Origin of the sequence: Vibrio sp. A11 (assembly GCF_013048705.1) — a bacterium.
GTDB lineage: Bacteria > Pseudomonadota > Gammaproteobacteria > Enterobacterales > Vibrionaceae > Vibrio > Vibrio metschnikovii.
The window spans coordinates 143,614-160,179 of sequence record NZ_VHSI01000006.1 but is presented as its reverse complement, the minus strand read 5'-3'; the positions used below and the strand labels follow the sequence as shown (position 1 = coordinate 160,179).

The 16,566-nt window shown below is 45.0% G+C and carries 14 protein-coding genes; 11 read left to right on the top strand and 3 right to left on the bottom strand.

Annotated elements, in window-relative coordinates:
* Window positions 1-58 precede the first annotated feature (58 nt).
* Window positions 59-604: a 1,6-anhydro-N-acetylmuramyl-L-alanine amidase AmpD gene (gene ampD / locus FKQ60_RS08450; RefSeq protein ID WP_040903815.1), complete on the top strand. Its 546-nt coding sequence runs from the start codon at window positions 59-61 to the stop codon at window positions 602-604.
* Here the strand turns inward: ampD and fldB are convergent.
* A complete protein-coding gene (fldB, locus tag FKQ60_RS08445; protein ID WP_004394255.1) occupies window positions 601-1,119 on the bottom strand; it encodes a flavodoxin FldB in 519 nt (172 codons plus the stop codon). The two genes, ampD and fldB, sit on opposite strands and share 4 nt — an antisense overlap.
* A 131-nt stretch (window positions 1,120-1,250) precedes the next feature.
* Here fldB and xerD point away from each other — a divergent pair, with 131 nt between their 5' ends.
* The 7 genes from xerD (at window position 1,251) to lpdA (ending at window position 12,115) form a co-directional block, all read left to right on the top strand.
* On the top strand, window positions 1,251-2,159 hold the full coding sequence (gene xerD, locus FKQ60_RS08440; protein ID WP_004394254.1) for a site-specific tyrosine recombinase XerD: 909 nt from the start codon (window positions 1,251-1,253) through the stop codon (window positions 2,157-2,159).
* A 15-nt stretch (window positions 2,160-2,174) separates the two neighbouring features.
* Window positions 2,175-2,927, top strand: a complete 753-nt coding sequence (locus FKQ60_RS08435; RefSeq protein ID WP_170906300.1) for a thioredoxin fold domain-containing protein — start codon at window positions 2,175-2,177, stop codon at window positions 2,925-2,927.
* 60 nt (window positions 2,928-2,987) lie between these two features.
* The gene (gene recJ / locus FKQ60_RS08430; RefSeq protein WP_158139070.1) at window positions 2,988-4,727 is read left to right on the top strand and encodes a single-stranded-DNA-specific exonuclease RecJ; all 1,740 of its coding nucleotides are present in this window, start codon (window positions 2,988-2,990) and stop codon (window positions 4,725-4,727) included.
* Window positions 4,728-5,030: 303 nt separating this feature from the next.
* The gene (gene pdhR / locus FKQ60_RS08425) at window positions 5,031-5,801 is read left to right on the top strand and encodes a pyruvate dehydrogenase complex transcriptional repressor PdhR (protein ID WP_004394247.1); all 771 of its coding nucleotides are present in this window, start codon (window positions 5,031-5,033) and stop codon (window positions 5,799-5,801) included.
* 50 nt (window positions 5,802-5,851) lie between these two features.
* Window positions 5,852-8,512, top strand: a complete 2,661-nt coding sequence (gene aceE, locus FKQ60_RS08420) for a pyruvate dehydrogenase (acetyl-transferring), homodimeric type (protein WP_004394246.1) — start codon at window positions 5,852-5,854, stop codon at window positions 8,510-8,512.
* 19 nt (window positions 8,513-8,531) lie between these two features.
* Window positions 8,532-10,421, top strand: a complete 1,890-nt coding sequence (gene aceF, locus FKQ60_RS08415) for a pyruvate dehydrogenase complex dihydrolipoyllysine-residue acetyltransferase (RefSeq protein WP_170906299.1) — start codon at window positions 8,532-8,534, stop codon at window positions 10,419-10,421.
* A 266-nt stretch (window positions 10,422-10,687) separates the two neighbouring features.
* Entirely contained in the window at window positions 10,688-12,115 is a 1,428-nt protein-coding gene (gene lpdA / locus FKQ60_RS08410; RefSeq protein ID WP_004394244.1) for a dihydrolipoyl dehydrogenase, read from the top strand.
* A 93-nt stretch (window positions 12,116-12,208) separates the two neighbouring features.
* Here lpdA and FKQ60_RS08405 read toward each other — a convergent pair whose 3' ends face one another.
* Window positions 12,209-12,838, bottom strand: a complete 630-nt coding sequence (locus tag FKQ60_RS08405; protein ID WP_170906298.1) for a LuxR/HapR/OpaR family quorum-sensing transcriptional regulator — start codon at window positions 12,836-12,838, stop codon at window positions 12,209-12,211.
* 386 nt (window positions 12,839-13,224) lie between these two features.
* Between FKQ60_RS08405 and hpt the strand changes: the two genes are divergently transcribed.
* Window positions 13,225-13,755 carry a hypoxanthine phosphoribosyltransferase gene (gene hpt / locus FKQ60_RS08400; protein ID WP_072671420.1) on the top strand — a complete coding sequence of 177 codons (531 nt, stop codon included), beginning with the start codon at window positions 13,225-13,227 and terminating at the stop codon, window positions 13,753-13,755.
* Window positions 13,756-13,832: 77 nt separating this feature from the next.
* Here the strand turns inward: hpt and can are convergent, their stop codons facing one another.
* Window positions 13,833-14,501 carry a carbonate dehydratase gene (gene can, locus FKQ60_RS08395; RefSeq protein ID WP_004394240.1) on the bottom strand — a complete coding sequence of 223 codons (669 nt, stop codon included), beginning with the start codon at window positions 14,499-14,501 and terminating at the stop codon, window positions 13,833-13,835.
* A gap of 263 nt (window positions 14,502-14,764) precedes the next feature.
* Between can and FKQ60_RS08390 the strand changes: the two genes are divergently transcribed.
* Together FKQ60_RS08390 and FKQ60_RS08385 are read left to right on the top strand one after the other, a co-directional pair.
* Window positions 14,765-15,688 (top strand): ABC transporter ATP-binding protein, encoded by a 924-nt coding sequence (locus tag FKQ60_RS08390; RefSeq protein WP_170906297.1) that lies wholly within the window; start codon window positions 14,765-14,767, stop codon window positions 15,686-15,688.
* The gene (locus FKQ60_RS08385; protein WP_004394238.1) at window positions 15,688-16,458 is read left to right on the top strand and encodes an ABC transporter permease; all 771 of its coding nucleotides are present in this window, start codon (window positions 15,688-15,690) and stop codon (window positions 16,456-16,458) included. The genes FKQ60_RS08390 and FKQ60_RS08385 overlap by 1 nt, the downstream gene beginning before the upstream one ends.
* Window positions 16,459-16,566 lie beyond the last annotated feature (108 nt).

The window sequence follows — 16,566 nt, the reverse complement described above, 5'->3', positions numbered from 1 at the left end:
CTAGGCGTGAAATTCAGCCACTAATCACGGATTTTGTGTAATCGATAAGGTGAAATTGATGATTGACCCAGCAGGCTGGTATCAAGTCGCTCGACATGTTCCGTCGCCTTTTTTTGATCAGCGCACTCAGCAACAACCCATCTCTCTATTGGTCGTGCATAACATCAGTTTACCGCCGGGGCAGTTCGGAGGGCCTTATATTGAACAGTTTTTTACCGGTCAATTGGATCCGAGCGCGCACCCATTTTTTGCCACCATTGCGACGATGCAGGTCTCAGCTCACTGTTTGATTCGCCGTGATGGCGAGGTCGTGCAGTTTGTGCCTTTTTCTGGGCGAGCTTGGCACGCAGGACAATCATCCTTTGCGGGTCAAGCGCGGTGTAATGATTATTCAATAGGCATCGAGTTAGAGGGCAGTGATTATGTCCCGTATACTTCAGCGCAATACCAATCATTGGTACGCTTAACAAAGGCTTTGCAACAGCATTATCCGGCAATCACTCAGCAGCGGATCACCGGTCATCAATATATCGCTCCGCAACGCAAAACCGATCCAGGATTGGTATTTGATTGGCGCTATTTTTTTCAGCAGCTATCGCTTTAATTGAGCTGTTGATATTCAGTGAGAATTTGTTCTACCCAGTTGGCTATGCGCTCATCACTGAGTTCATATTGTGAATCTTCATCAAGTGCTAAACCAACAAAATATTCGCCATCGGCGGTCAGTGCTTTCGAGGCATCAAAATGGTAACCATGATTAGGCCAGTAGCCAATAAGCTTAGCGCCGCTCTTCTGGATCTCGTCGTGCAGCATCCCCATCGCATCCAGATACCACTCGCCATAGCCTTCTTGATCGCCTAAGCCGAACAATGCGACGCACTTGTCGTTTAGCGGTACGCCATCGATGTGATCCCATATTGCACTCCAATCTTCTTGGATTTCACCAAAATCCCAAGTTGAGATGCCTAAAATCAGCAGGTCGTAATCACGCATTTTGCTTAGTGGCGTCTCCTTGACATTATGAATGGTCAATAATTCTTCGCCAATAATGGCGCGCATTTTTTCCGCTGCCATTTCGGTATAACAGGTGGTAGAACCGTAAAATAGGCCAATTTTCATAGAATCTTATTCATGGTTTAGAACGATGGACGAATTCTATACCCAATTCGACCAGAGATGCCACCTAGGAGTGGCGACTATTTTGTGGTATTAAGTTGAGGTCTAAATCTAATAAATAATGAGAAGAAGCGGTGTCAAAGCAATTGTCGGCAGACCATGGACTGGTTGAGCAGTTTTTAGATGCGATGTGGATGGAGCGAGGATTAGCGGAAAATACCCTGATGTCTTATCGCAATGATCTCACAAAATTATTGCTCTGGATGGAGCAACACGATTACCGATTAGATTTCATCAGCTTGGCTGGGTTATTGGAATATCAGAGCTGGCTAACCGATCAAGATTATAAACAAACCTCACGAGCAAGAATGCTCTCGGCGTTACGTCGTTTATTTCAGTATTTGCATCGTGAAAAAGTACGTAGTGACGATCCGAGTGCCTTATTGGTGAGCCCTAAATTGCCACAGCGTTTACCGAAAGATCTCAGTGAAGAGCAAGTCGAAGCGCTGTTGAATGCGCCGGATCCTAATGATCCATTGGAGTTGCGTGATAAAGCCATGTTAGAGTTGTTATATGCAACGGGGCTGCGCGTAACTGAGCTGATTTCGTTAACCATGGAAAATATCAGCTTACGTCAAGGTGTGGTGCGGGTGGTCGGTAAAGGTGGTAAAGAGCGTTTAGTGCCGATGGGTGAAAATGCCATTGAATGGATTGAAACGTTTATCGCTCAAGGGCGTTTACATTTACTGGGCGACAATACGTCTGACGTGGTCTTCCCAAGTAAACGTGCGCAACAAATGACGCGGCAGACCTTTTGGCATCGGATTAAATATTATGCCGTGATTGCTGGGATTGATGTCGAAAAGCTGTCTCCCCATGTTTTACGTCATGCCTTTGCCACTCATTTACTCAACTATGGTGCCGATTTACGCGTGGTACAGATGCTGCTTGGTCATAGTGACTTATCGACCACGCAAATTTATACTCATGTTGCGACTGAGCGACTCAAACAAATACACAGTGAGCACCATCCAAGGGCTTAAAAGAAAGGATTATTTATGAAGGTTTTACACCGTCTGACGCTTTTTGCTTTACCATTTTTCACCATGGCATGCCATGCACAGGAATCAAAAGAGCAAACGCCAAGTTTGGATAAAGCAGGGTTTGAGCAACGTTTTGCCCCATTGGGTATTGATGTCACGGCTATCGTTGCTTCTGAGATCAGCGGATTGGTCGAAGTGCAAACGCCCGGTGGCGTGTTATATGCCTCACCAGACGGTAAACATTTTATTGCTGGAACGTTATACGCATTGAAGGATGACGGCAGTTATGTCGATGTGTTAGCCAAGCGCCAAGCGCCGATTAATGCACAAAAACTACAACAAGTTGCATCGAGCACAATTGAATTTAAAGCGCCTCAAGAGCGCTATGTCGTCAGTGTGTTTACCGATACGACCTGCGGTTATTGTGTTCGTTTGCATAGCCAAATTAAAGATTACAATGATTTGGGGATCACCATCCGTTATTTAGCATTCCCTCGTCAAGGCGTTGCCGGTCCCGTTGCCGAGCAAATGGCGGCGATGTGGTGTGCTAGCGATCCGAAGCAAGCCATGCACGAGGTGAAAATTGAGCGCAAAACGTTAACCCCGCAAGGGAATATCGCTCAATGTAAACAGACCATTGCTGAACATTATCAATTAGGTCAAGAGCTGGGTATTTCAGGTACGCCAGCAATGTTCTTACCAAACGGTGAGATGATCGGTGGCTACTTACCCGCAGCTCAATTACTGCAACGCCTTCAACAAGGCTAATCTCACGACGTTGTTTATTACGAGGAAACAGGCTTGGCATGTCCAAGCCTGATTATTTTTATGATCGAGATCCACAGAAGACCAGAAGTCGATTTAAGCCTATTGCCTGACAGTATCCCCGATTTATTGAAACGTATTTATCTTAATCGGGGTATTACTCGTGTTGAGCAATTAGAGAAAAGCGCTAAATCTTTGCATTCGTACCAAAGTCTGCACGGGATTGAACTAGCCGTGTCACTCCTATTGAATGCCATTGAGCAGCAAAAGCGGATCATTATTGTCGGCGATTTTGATGCCGATGGGGCCACGAGTTGCGCGTTGTCGGTATTAGCGCTGAGAATGCTGGGTAGCCGTAATGTTGATTATTTAGTCCCTAATCGTTTTGAAGATGGCTATGGACTCAGTCCTGAAGTGGTTGATCAAGCCTTACATATGGGCGCAGAGATGATCATGACGGTGGATAATGGCGTCTCTTCCATCGAAGGGGTACGTTATGCCAAGCAACATGGTTTGCAAGTCTTAGTCACCGATCACCATTTACCCGGACAAGTCTTGCCTGAGGTCGATGCCATGGTGAATCCTAATCTACAGCAGTGTGCGTTTCCGTCAAAAGCGCTTGCTGGAGTAGGGGTGGCGTTTTACTTAATGATGGCACTGTGCGTGCATATGCGTCAGTCAGGATGGTTTATTAAACACGGCATCCCTGAACCTAAACTTATGGAATTGATCGATTTAGTGGCATTAGGTACCGTGGCTGATGTGGTTCCGCTGGATGACAATAATCGGATTTTAGTCCATCAAGGTTTACAGCGTATTCGCGCAGGTAAAGCCCGTCCGGGGATCCAAGCCTTAATTGAAATTGCCAAACGCGATGCGCGAAAACTAGTGGCTGCCGATTTTGGTTTTGCGCTCGGGCCAAGGATTAATGCGGCAGGGCGGTTGGATGATATGTCGTTTGGCGTTGAACTGTTGTTGACCGACAATATTCATGCCGCGCGGCGTATGGCCAGCGAATTGGATGCCCTGAATCAAACTCGTAAAGAAATCGAAGAAGGGATGAAGCAAGAAGCGTTGGCGTTTTGTGAGCGTCTTCAGTTTGCCGATAATAGCGCGTTGCCACAGGGGTTAGTGTTATTTCAACGAGATTGGCATCAAGGGGTGATCGGTATTTTAGCTTCCCGGGTCAAAGACAAATACCACCGTCCCGTGATTGCCTTTGCCGATGGTGGCGACGGATTAATTAAAGGTTCTTGTCGCTCGATCCCTAGCTTACACATGCGAGATACCTTAGATAAAATTGATACCCAGAATCCGGGGATCATTATCAAATTCGGTGGTCATGCGATGGCGGCAGGGTTAACCATTGCTGAAGCTAACTTGCCGCGTTTTCGTCAGCTGTTTGAGCACGAAGTGGCTTTGCAGTTAGATGAAGCCAGCTTAAAAGGGATCGTACTCAGTGACGGTGAGTTAACTCCAGAAGAGTTCTCGATGCATACCGCTGAGTTATTAAGATCCGCAGGGCCTTGGGGACAAGCCTTCCCTGATCCACTGTTTGACGGTGAGTTTAAAGTTCTCCACCAAAAATTAGTCGGTGAAAAACACTTAAAATTAATGCTTGAACCGTTATTTAAAGGTCATCCAACCAATATCATGATTGATGGTATTGCTTTTAATGTTGATCTCCGTCGTTGGCCCGATGCTTCGGTGAAAACGGTACGCTTAGCTTATAAACTCGACATTAACGAATTCCGTGGCAACCAGTCTTTACAGTTACTGATTGATTGCTTAGAAGCCAAATAATCCTCGCCAACTTCTCATTCCGGACTGAGTTCACCTACACTCAGTCCGGTCACTCTATTGCTATTATTTTTCGCTACGACCTTATTAGGTTATTGACTTAGGCTTAATTTGTAATTGGTCTGACCTATACTATTGCTGTTTTAATACGCGGTTGTTATCAAAGTGTTTTAACTTGGCTGGTTCTATGATTTGGGTCAACTTTTGACTGGACACTCGCGTTTTAATTATGTTAATTTCTACCCCAACTTGAAATTGGTATTACCAATTGCCTGCAAAAAATGACCAGTAGAAGAACAATAAATTATGGCTTATCAAAGGATTCGTCAGCCGAAACTTTCTGATGTGATAGAGCAAGAGTTAGAACGGTTGATTGTGGAAGGAACATTAGCCCCAGGGCAGCAACTCCCTCCGGAGCGCGAGCTGGCAAAACAGTTCGAGGTTTCTCGTCCTTCGATACGTGAAGCGATACAGCGTTTAGAAGCAAAACGTTTATTGACGCGTCGCCAAGGTGGCGGAACCTTTGTCAGTGAACATATCTGGCAAAGTTTCTCTGATCCTCTGCTAAATTTATTGTCTAGTCATTCGGAAACACAGTTAGATTTACTGGAAGCACGCCATGCGTTGGAAGGTATTTCAGCTTATTTTGCCGCTTTGCGTGGTACCGATGAAGATTTTGCTCGTATTCAAACCAGTTTGGCGCGAATTAGCGAAGTTCAAGACTTGAAAGATACCGAAGCAGAAGCCAGCACGGTCATGGCCTTTTTGATAGCGATTACCGAAGCCACTCATAATGTGGTGCTGCTGCATATCGTTCGTAGCCTTGCGCCTTTGCTTGAGCAAAATATTTTACAAAATTTTAAATTATTACGCCGCCGCCCCGAAGCGGAGGAGAAAGTAACTAAGCACCGAGCTAATATCGTGGATGCGATCGTTTCTGGTCAGCCAGAAAAAGCACGAGAAATGTCACACTCACATTTAGCTTATATCGAAGAAACATTGTTGGATTTGACCCGAGAAGAGTCTCGACGTGAACGTTCTCTCCGTCGCATCCAACAGGGTAATGAGCCGCAATAGCGGTCCATTGCGGTTCTAAATAAATCCAACCAACAGAAGGATAGATCGCCATGTCTGACATGAAGCATGACGTAGATGCACTGGAAACTCAGGAGTGGCTAGCTGCCCTGGAATCCGTTGTACGTGAAGAAGGCGTAGAGCGTGCGCAATTTTTACTAGAAGAAGTTCTAGAAAAAGCTCGTCTTGGTGGTGTTGATATGCCAACCGGTATCAACACTAATTACATCAATACGATCCCTGCAGCCCAAGAGCCCGCTTACCCTGGCGACACCACGATTGAAAAACGTATTCGTTCAATCATTCGTTGGAACGCGATCATGATTGTTCTTCGTGCTTCGAAGAAAGATCTTGATTTGGGTGGTCATATGGCTTCTTTCCAGTCTTCTGCCGCGTTTTATGAAACGTGCTTCAACCATTTCTTCCGTGCTCCTAACGAAAAAGATGGTGGTGACCTCGTTTATTATCAAGGTCATATTTCTCCAGGAATCTACGCGCGTGCCTTCGTTGAAGGTCGCCTGACTGCTGAACAATTGGACAACTTCCGTCAGGAAGTCGATGGCAAAGGTCTGCCTTCTTACCCACACCCGAAATTGATGCCTGAATTCTGGCAATTCCCGACCGTATCTATGGGTCTGGGTCCAATCGCCTCTATTTATCAAGCTCGTTTCCTTAAGTACCTAGATGGTCGTGGTCTTAAAGATACTTCTGAGCAACGCGTTTACGCTTTCCTTGGTGATGGTGAAATGGATGAGCCAGAATCACGCGGCGCAATCTCTTTTGCTGCTCGTGAAAAACTGGATAACCTATGTTTCCTTATCAACTGTAACTTGCAGCGTCTTGATGGCCCAGTGATGGGTAACGGCAAGATCATTCAAGAGCTAGAAGGCCTATTTAAAGGCGCTGGCTGGAATGTGGTTAAAGTGATTTGGGGTAACAACTGGGATGCACTATTAGCGAAAGACACCTCTGGTAAGCTACTGCAATTGATGAATGAAACCATCGATGGCGATTACCAAACGTTCAAAGCGAAAGACGGTGCTTACGTTCGTGAACACTTCTTTGGCAAATACCCAGAGACCGCAGCACTTGTTGCCGATATGACTGATGATGAGATTTTTGCTCTGAAACGTGGTGGTCATGAGCCATCAAAACTGTTCGCAGCGTTTAAGAATGCGCAAGAAACTAAAGGTCGTCCAACCGTTATCCTAGCAAAAACCGTTAAAGGTTATGGCATGGGTGAAGCGGCGGAAGGTAAAAACATTGCGCACCAAGTCAAGAAAATGGACATGACTCATGTTCTGACAATGCGTAATCGTCTTGGTTTACAAGATCTTATTTCAGATGAAGCGATCAACGATTTACCTTACTTAACGCTTGAAGAAGGTTCAAAAGAGTACGAGTACCTGCATGCGCGTCGTAAAGCCTTACACGGTTATACACCACAGCGTTTGCCTAACTTTACTCAGCCTTTAATTATTCCTGAGTTAGAAGAATTCAAACCGCTACTTGAAGAGCAAAAGCGTGACATCTCTTCTACTATGGCGTTTGTACGTACGTTGAATATTCTTCTGAAAGACAAGAATATTGCCAAAAACATCGTACCGATCATTGCTGATGAAGCGCGTACCTTTGGTATGGAAGGTCTGTTCCGTCAAATTGGTATTTACAACCCACACGGTCAGAACTACACCCCACAAGATCGTGATATCGTTTCTTACTACAAAGAAGCGACGTCAGGCCAAGTATTGCAAGAAGGCATCAACGAGCTAGGCGCGATGTCGTCATGGGTATCAGCGGCGACGTCTTACAGTACCAACGATCTACCGATGATCCCGTTCTATATCTACTACTCGATGTTTGGTTTCCAACGTGTTGGTGATATGGCATGGATGGCGGGTGACCAACAAGCTCGTGGCTTCCTATTGGGCGCAACGGCGGGTCGTACTACGCTAAATGGTGAAGGTCTACAGCACGAAGATGGCCACTCACACATTCTAGCTAGCACAGTACCAAACTGTATCTCTTATGATCCAACCTTCGCTTATGAAGTAGCGGTGATCATTCAAGATGGTATTCGTCGTATGTATGGCGACCAAGAGAACGTGTTCTACTACTTGACGCTAATGAACGAAAACTACGCAATGCCAGCAATGCCTGAAGGCGCTGAAGAAGGCATCCGTAAAGGTATCTACAAGCTAGAAACCTACACGGGTTCAAAAGCGAAAGTTCAGTTGATGAGCTCTGGCACCATCATGAATGAAGTGCGCAAAGCCGCGCAAATTCTGAGTGACGATTATGGCGTTGCTTCTGATGTTTACTCGGTGACTTCATTTAACGAATTAGCTCGTGATGGTCAAGCGTGTGAGCGTGATGCGATGCTTCATCCTGAAGCGGAAGCCAAAGTACCTTATATTGCTCAAGTGATGGGTACAGAGCCTGCTATCGCTGCAACCGACTACATGAAGAACTATGCGGAGCAAGTACGTGCTTACGTACCAGCGGAGTCTTATAAAGTATTAGGTACAGATGGCTTTGGTCGTTCAGACAGCCGTGAAAACCTTCGCCGTCACTTTGAAGTGAATGCAGGTTATGTTGTGGTTGCAGCACTAAGCGAACTGGCCAAACGTGGTGAAGTTGAGAAATCGGTAGTGGTTGAAGCGATCAAGAAATTTGATATCGACACCGAAAAAACTAACCCGCTATACGCTTAATTGAAGGTAGGAAAGAATAATGGCAATCGAAATTAATGTACCGGATATCGGTGCCGATGAGGTTGAAGTTACTGAGATTCTTGTCAGCGTTGGCGACAAGGTTGAAGAAGATCAATCGCTTCTCACTGTTGAAGGTGATAAAGCCTCAATGGAAGTTCCTGCTTCTCAAGCAGGTATTGTTAAAGAGATCAAAGTGACTGTCGGTGATAAAGTCACAACGGGTTCTTTGATCATGGTGTTTGAAGCTGAAGGTGCCGCTGCAGCGGCTCCTGTGGCTGAGGCTCCTGTTGCTGCTACGGCCGCCGCTCCTGCCGCTACTGAACTGAAAGAAGTTCAAGTGCCAGATATTGGTGGTGATGAAGTTGAAGTCACTGAAATCATGGTTGCCATCGGCGACGTGGTAACAGAAGAGCAATCGTTGATCACCGTTGAAGGCGATAAAGCCTCGATGGAAGTACCAGCGCCTTTCGCTGGTACAGTGAAAGAGATCAAAATTGCCTCTGGTGACAAAGTGACGACGGGTTCTTTGATCATGGTGTTTGAAGTGGCTGGTTCAGGTGCTTCGGCTCCAGCGCCTGTTGCTCAAGCTAGCGCTCCAGCAGCTCCGGCTGCCGCAGCAGCAGATAAAGACGTTCAAGTGCCAGATATCGGTGGCGATGAAGTTGAAGTGACCGAAATCATGGTTGCGGTTGGCGACATGGTTGAAGAAGAGCAATCGTTGATCACCGTTGAAGGCGATAAAGCCTCGATGGAAGTTCCGGCACCTTTTGCTGGTAAAGTGAAAGCGATTAAAGTGGCCGCTGGTGACAAAGTTTCTACTGGCTCACTGATCATGGTCTTTGAAGTGGCTGGCGCGGCTCCTGCGCAAGTGGCGGTTGCTGCTCCTGTACAAGCTTCTGCATCAAGCGCTGCCGCTGCTGCACCAGTAGCACAAACGAGCGCTGCTGCGACAGCAGACTTCCAAGAGAATCATGAATACGCTCATGCCTCTCCAGTGGTTCGTCGTCTCGCTCGTGAGTTCGGTGTTAACCTTTCTAAAGTGAAAGGATCTGGTCGTAAGAGCCGCATCTTAAAAGAAGACGTACAAAACTACGTTAAAGAAGCGCTAAAACGCCTTGAATCTGGATCAGCGGCGGTCGCTTCTGGCAAAGGTGATGGTGCAGCGCTTGGTCTTCTTCCTTGGCCAAAAGTGGACTTTAGCAAGTTTGGTGAAACTGAAGTTCAACCACTTTCTCGTATTAAGAAGATCTCTGGCGCTAACTTGCACCGTAACTGGGTAATGATCCCACACGTTACCCAATGGGATAACGCGGACATCACTGAGTTAGAGAACTTCCGTAAAGAGCAAAATGCGATTGAAGCGAAGAAAGACACTGGTATGAAGATCACCCCACTGGTGTTCATCATGAAAGCGGTCGCTAAAGCACTAGAAGCCTTCCCAGCGTTTAACTCTTCATTGTCTGAAGATGGCGAAAGCTTGATTCTCAAGAAGTACGTTAACGTGGGTATTGCTGTTGATACACCAAACGGTCTAGTGGTACCTGTGTTTAAAGATGTTAATAAGAAAGGCATCTATGAACTTTCAGCTGAGCTGGCTGAAGTCTCGAAAAAAGCGCGTGCCGGTAAACTGACCGCTGCCGATATGCAAGGTGGCTGCTTTACTATCTCTAGCCTAGGTGGTATCGGTGGTACGGCATTTACGCCGATCGTCAATGCACCAGAAGTGGGTATTCTTGGTGTATCTAAGTCGGAAATTAAGCCAGTGTGGAACGGTAAAGAATTTGCTCCACGCTTACAGCTTCCATTGTCACTGTCTTACGATCACCGAGTGATCGACGGTGCGGAAGGTGCACGCTTTATTACGTACTTGAATGGCTGCCTAAGCGATATTCGTCGTTTAGTATTATAAGCAGTTAGCGAGTGAAGGCGGCTTTTCAGTCGCCTTGATTCAACTATTATCTTGTAATTGGCTGATATAGTGTTTTTTATTCAGCGAATTGTCGTCTAGCTCACAGGCTAAATGGATTTACTTTTCACACCATTAACATCTCTGTAAACTGTTGCGGTCTGAAAAATAATCGTTTTAAACCATTATGTTTGATTAAATTCTTTATTATCAAGCAAGATAGAACCCTCCACTCAGCCTGTTAGGGATATTGACTATAAGAGGTCGAAATGAGCAAAGAAATTAAAGCCCAAGTTGTTGTACTGGGCGCAGGTCCTGCCGGTTACTCTGCGGCTTTCCGTTGTGCGGATTTAGGTCTTGAAACCGTACTCGTTGAACGTTATAGCACCCTTGGTGGTGTTTGTTTGAATGTCGGCTGTATCCCATCAAAAGCGCTACTCCACGTTGCTAAAGTCATTGAAGAAGCGAAAGCGCTCGCTGATCACGGTATTGTGTTCGGTGAACCACAAACCGATATTGATAAAGTTCGTTTATGGAAAGAAAAAGTCATTAACCAGCTAACGGGCGGTCTTGGCGGTATGGCCAAGATGCGTAAAGTAACCGTGGTGAATGGCTTTGGTAAATTTACCGGTCCGAATACGCTTGAAGTTGATGGTGAAGAAGGTAAGACACTGGTTAACTTCGATAATGCGATCGTAGCTGCGGGGTCTCGTCCAATTAAATTGCCGTTTATTCCTCATGAAGATCCTCGTATTTGGGATTCAACCGATGCCCTAGAGCTAAGAGAAGTTCCTGGGAAACTGCTTATTATGGGCGGTGGTATCATCGGTCTTGAGATGGCAACGGTTTACCACTCTCTAGGCTCTAAGATTGACGTTGTTGAGATGTTCGATCAAGTGATTCCTGCGGCAGATAAAGATGTTGTCAAGGTGTACACCAAGCGCATTCAGAACAAATTTAACTTAATGCTTGAGACCAAAGTGACCGCTGTAGAAGCCAAAGAAGATGGCATCTACGTGTCAATGGAAGGCAAAAAAGCCCCAGCAGAAGCTGAACGTTATGATGCGGTCTTAGTCGCTATCGGTCGCGTGCCAAACGGTAAACTGATGGACGCGGAAAAAGCGGGCATTGAAGTTGATGAACGTGGCTTTATCCATGTTGATAAGCAAATGCGTACCAATGTGCCACATATTTTTGCGATTGGTGACATTGTCGGTCAGCCAATGTTGGCACACAAAGGTGTCCATGAAGGCCATGTCGCTGCTGAAGTCATCTCTGGTAAGAAACACTACTTTGATCCAAAAGTTATTCCATCGATCGCGTATACCGAGCCAGAAGTTGCTTGGGTTGGTAAGACTGAGAAAGAAGCGAAAGCGGAAGGTCTTAACTACGAAGTCGCTACTTTCCCATGGGCTGCCTCAGGTCGTGCTATTGCTTCTGATTGTGCAGACGGTATGACTAAGCTTATCTTTGATAAAGAGACTCATCGTGTGATCGGTGGTGCGATTGTCGGTACCAATGGTGGTGAACTGCTTGGTGAAATTGGTTTAGCGATTGAAATGGGTTGTGATGCAGAAGATATCGCGCTCACGATTCACGCTCACCCAACGCTGCATGAGTCGGTTGGTCTGGCTGCTGAAGTGTTTGAAGGGACAATTACTGACCTACCAAACGCGAAAGCCAAAAAGAAAAAGTAATTGATCGTTTTTGAATAATAAAAGCCGCTGAATCATTCAGCGGCTTTTTGCTATCTACCGGATGTTGACCTCACGGCATTCAGCTATGGTTCACTAAATAGCTACTGCGCGATCGCCTTGATAGATGCAGAGCATATTTAAATAGTTATTAACCAGTTTCTGCATATCGGACTCATCACGCGCTCGATTGGCTTGAACGAACAGCGAGTAGCAGATGCCGTGAAACAGGGTAGCAAGATCTTCAGGGTTATGTTTATTGCATACCTCTGAGCGCTCAATCGCTTTTGAAAAGACATTTTTCACTAGCAATTGATTGGTACGATTACTCGACATAAAGAGTGGCCATACTTCATCACGCGTAGAGGCGCTCCACTCAAACCATACTTTTAACCAGTGACAGTCGTCGATAGCCAAACTCACCATACCAGACGCGATATTGTGCATATTTTGTTTTGCATGCAAATCGAGATCGATATGGTCAGTTAAGAAATTAGAGAACTCACGCACCACAAAAGTGAGAACGTCATCGACGAGATCTTCACGGGTCGGGAAGTAATTGAATACTGTGGCTACTGAGACCTGAGCGATCTCAGCAATATCTGCATGACCGCCGCGGCCGATCCCTCGTTTCGCGAAGACTTCTAGCGCGATTTCCATGAGTTGCTGTTTACGTTTTTGTGGAGATAGCCTTGTTCTAGGGCGTTTCTCAATAGATGCGTCCATAGTTGTTTTCCTTGCCAATTGACTGAGTTGTTGCGTATTTAGTTACGCTAATGATTTTTTTATAATTTGTTTAAAAAACCGTATGAGTGTAATGGTGCATATGTTTCAGGTCAATACGTTGTGGGTAAAAAGTGCGCTTTGTTATGAAATGACTTGTCATTCAATGAGTTTTATTGATGGTTTAGCGAATGATGTTTACTATTCTGATTTTAATAGGTGAGGGAAAACAGAGCGTTAAAGAGGATGAGTGTTTTAGTCGCGTCATTATGCGCAGTAAGGTGGTGAAAGGTTAACACCTCGCGTCGGCGATGTTATTATACGGGCCGAACCAACCTGCGATAGGCTGCACACTGGTGTCGAATGTCGCTCTAACCCATGAGATAGGTATGAAACATACAGTAGAAGTGATGATTTCTGAGCACGATGTTCAGCAACGCATTCGTGAATTAGGTAAACAGATTACTGAGCATTACCAAGATAGCGAAGATTTAGTCTTGGTTGGATTATTACGCGGTTCATTTGTGTTTATGGCCGATTTAGCTCGTGCGATTGATAAAATTCATCACGTCGATTTTATGACAGCATCAAGTTACGGCAATAGCATGCAAAGTTCGCGTGATGTACGAATTTTGAAAGATCTGGATGATGACATCAAAGGTAAAGACGTTTTACTGGTTGAAGATATTATCGATACTGGCAATACCCTAACTAAGGTCAAGGAGTTTTTAGCGCTGCGTGAGCCTAACTCTATCAACATTTGTACTTTATTGGATAAACCGTCACGCCGTGAAGTTCACGTCGATGTTCAATGGGTCGGTTTTGAAATTCCTGATGAATTTGTGGTGGGGGTCGGTATTGATTATGCGCAGAAGTACCGTCATTTGCCTTATATTGGTAAAGTCGTACCGCAAGAGTAATACCAATCTTCACCTAAAAGTATGCCCACTATCATGTGGGCATTACCTCATCGCTTAAAGCGCATCCTAGCTATTATTTAACGACACAATAGCTGATGTTGTGGATTAAGGATCTTCTCCATCGCTTTATGATAGCTTCCGTCAACCAGTTCTTGAGAATCGCAGCGTAGACCTAAATACTCAAGCTTTCCATCTTCAATGCCATAGACCATACCATGCAGCTCAACGTCTTGACCACGTAACCAAGCGGTTTGCATGATGGTGGAGTTACCTAGGTTGTAGACTTGCTCTGCCACGTTAATTTCTGCCAGTTTGTCTGAGCGATCTTTCTCTGGCATCTGCTCTAAATAGTGACGATGCTTAAAGTACAAATCGCGAATATGCAGCAGCCAGTTATTGATTAGGCCCAATTGAGGATTATCGATCGCTGCCGTCACACCGCCACAGCCGTAATGACCACAGACAATAATGTGCTTCACTTTTAGTACATCGACCGCATATTGCACCACCGACAGACAGTTAAGATCAGTATGAATCACTTGATTGGCGACATTACGATGAACAAACAGCTCTCCGGAGTACAATCCAGTTAAGCGTTCTGCTGGGACACGGCTATCCGAGCAACCAATCCATAAAAAATCGGGGTTCTGTCCTTTGGCTAACTTTGCGAAGTATTCTGGCCGTTCGGATTTGATTGACTCTGACCAACGAGAGTTATTTTCAAAAAGCTGTTTAAGTACTGGCATCTTCGTTCCCTTTATTAACTGAGCCAACTATACACAATGTGCTTACACGATTCTCTGATAAATTAGCAGATAGATTACTCATCTGAGCAGTTTATCATAGTGGTTTTTATGCAAAATAATCTTGTTCTCTACGGCTTATTTGAGGCAATGGTAGTGATGGGGGGATATTTTATTATTTCCTAATGTAAGGGGTTGAAAAAACGTCATCTCGCCAGCACATCTAGAGATGTTGTTATCGTCATAGCCTAGAGTCTGTAATTAATATGTATGCATTAGAAATTGATCAGTTGCGTAAAACCTATCAAGGTAGGTTTGAAGCATTGAAAGGCATTAGTTTAACGGTAAAAAAAGGCGATTTTTACGCGTTACTCGGGCCAAATGGGGCAGGTAAATCGACTACTATCGGTATTATTTCTTCTCTGGTGAATAAAACCTCAGGCCAAGTTAACGTATTTGGATATGATATCGATACTCATCTTGAACAGGCTAAGCAGTATTTGGGGCTGGTCCCGCAGGAGTTTAACTTTAACCCTTTTGAAACCGTAGAGCAGATTGTTATTCAGCAAGCGGGCTATTACGGCGTGCCGAAGAGCTTAGCGAAAGAGCGAGCGAAAACTTATCTCAGCCAACTGGATTTATGGGATAAGCGCAAAGAGCGTGCTCGTAATCTCTCCGGCGGCATGAAACGGCGTTTAATGATTGCTCGAGCTTTGATGCATCAGCCACAACTGCTGATTTTAGATGAGCCAACCGCGGGGGTTGATATTGAGCTGCGTCGCTCGATGTGGGAGTTTTTAAAAAAAATTAATGAACAGGGCATTACCATTATTCTGACTACTCACTATCTGGAAGAAGCGGAAATGCTCTGTCGTAATATTGGTATTATTCATCGTGGTGAGTTGATTGAAAACACCACCATGAAGGCACTGTTGGGTAAACTGAGTGTCGAGACGTTTATTCTCGATATCGATGATGAGCAGAAAGTGCAACCGTTATCCCAAGTGATCTCTCAGCGCATGGTTGATGGATCTTTAGAAATTGAACTGGATAAAAGCCAAGGCTTAAATGCCGTTTTTCAACAGTTAACTCAACAAGGCGTTAGCGTACGTTCAATGCGTAATAAGGCCAACCGCCTAGAAGAGTTGTTTGTCACGATAGTGCGTGATTCCAATCAAGGGGATAACTAATGTACGCGATTTATTGGACGGCTTTTTGTAGTCTACTGCGCAAAGAAATTACCCGTTTCACTCGTATTTGGGTGCAAACGCTGGTGCCTCCCGTGATTACCATGAGCCTGTATTTTGTGATTTTCGGTAACTTGATCGGTTCACGCATTGGTCAGATGAATGGCTTTAGCTATATGGAATATATTGTTCCTGGTCTTATCATGATGTCGGTGATCACCAACTCGTATTCTAATGTGGCTTCGTCATTTTTTAGTGCTAAGTTTCAAAAGAATATTGAAGAGTTATTGGTGGCGCCAGTACCGAACTACGTGATCATTGCCGGTTACGTCATGGGGGGAGTGGTACGCGGTCTGTTGGTTGGTGCATTAGTGACCTTTGTTTCATTGTTTTTTGTGAATTTACAAATCGAACATTGGGGTATTATCTGCGCAACGGTTTTTCTGACATCGATTGTGTTTTCTTTAGGCGGATTAATTAACGCAGTTTTTGCTCGAACCTTTGATGATATTTCGATCATCCCAACGTTTATTCTTACGCCATTGACTTATTTGGGCGGTGTTTTTTATTCGATCAGTTTATTACCGGACTTTTGGCAAGCGGTATCGAAAATTAACCCGATCGTTTATATGGTGAATGCGTTCCGTTACGGTTTCTTAGGCGTTTCGGATGTTAATGTTGTGACTTCATTTAGCGTCTTGGCGGTATTTATTATCGTCCTTTATTCGATTGCTCATTACTTAGTGAGTAAAGGTAAAGGATTACGCAGTTAATCACTATTATCGATGAGTATTATCGGTGGCTATCACCGAGAGGTAAGGCGCGAATAAAAAGGTCAACCCTTAGCAGGTTGACCTTTTTATTTAGAGAATCGCGCTCAA